At 62.7% G+C, this 1,273-nt stretch carries 1 protein-coding gene; it reads left to right on the forward strand.

The window, feature by feature from the left end; genetic code table 11:
• A partial coding sequence (glyA, locus tag EN991_RS36730) for a serine hydroxymethyltransferase (protein WP_164769686.1) occupies window positions 1-846 on the forward strand: 846 nt, incomplete at its 5' end.
• Window positions 847-1,273: the final 427 nt, after the last annotated feature.

Here is a 1,273-nt window from a genome sequence, read left to right on the forward strand (position 1 = left end):
GTGCAATACGGCGTGCGCCAGAGCGACTGCCTTATCGACTATGAGGAGCTAGAGGCCAAGGCGCGGGAAACACGGCCAAAGCTGATTATCGCGGGTGGATCGGCCTATCCGCGCATCATCGACTTCAAGCGCATCCGGGCGATCGCCGATGCCGTCGGCGCGCTGATGATGGTCGACATGGCGCATTTCGCCGGCCTGGTCGCCGGCGGCGTGCATCCCAACCCGGTGGAGGTCGCCGATATCGTCACCACCACGACGCACAAGACGCTGCGCGGCCCGCGCGGCGGCATGATCCTGACCAACAACCAGGACATCGCCAAGAAGCTGAATTCGGCGGTGTTCCCTGGCCTGCAGGGAGGCCCGCTGATGCATGTCATTGCTGCCAAGGCCGTTGCCCTGGGTGAAGCCTTGGAGGACGGGTTCAAGACCTATGCCCGGCAGATGGTGGCGAATGCCAGAAAGCTGGCCGCGACGCTTGGCGAGCGCGGATTCGACATTGTCTCCGGCGGAACCGATACGCATCTGCTGCTGGTCGACCTGCGCGGCAAGGGCCTGTCCGGCAAGGACGCGGAGGAGGCGTTGGGCAGGGCAGGGCTGACCTGCAACAAGAACGGCATTCCTTTCGATCCGGCGCCGCCTGCCGTCACCTCCGGTATACGGCTGGGCACACCGGCCGCCACCACGCGCGGTTTCGGCGAGGGCGAGTTTGCCCGTGTCGGCAATCTCATAGCCGACGTGCTGGATGCGGTCGGAACGCAATGGGGCGCCGAACAGGAGAAGGCGGCTCGGCGGTCGGTCGAGGAGCTTTGCGAGGCATTCCCGATCTACGAGCCCAGACCCGGTTGACCATCCGGGGAGCGCGCCACAGGCAGATACATGGCTGCCGCGGACAGGGCATTAGCCACAGATATGATTTTGCGTAGCAGCGCCATTCGTGACGAGTTGCGCCTGTCCTAACGTCATCGCGAAATCACCGCATACATCCACCGCCAAGTTTGTCGTTCGAGCCATTTTGCAAGCAATTTCCGTCGATTGACGGAAGTGGCGCCTTCGGCTGCGGACGGCAGGAGGAGCTTGGATCCATGGGTGCGGCGTTTTCCGGGGAGCGGGTTGCCAGCCTCGAAAGATACCCTGGCTTTTTTTGATCTTTTGAATGGAGAGGAAAATGAACATTAAGAGCCTTCTTTTCGGCTCAGCTGCGGCTCTGATCGCAGTTTCCGGTGGGCGCGCCGCCGACGCCGTCGTTGTTGCCGAGCCGGAACCCGCTGAATAC

The sequence above is a fragment of the Mesorhizobium sp. M7A.F.Ca.US.005.03.2.1 genome (assembly GCF_003997795.1).
Taxonomy (GTDB): domain Bacteria; phylum Pseudomonadota; class Alphaproteobacteria; order Rhizobiales; family Rhizobiaceae; genus Mesorhizobium; species Mesorhizobium ciceri.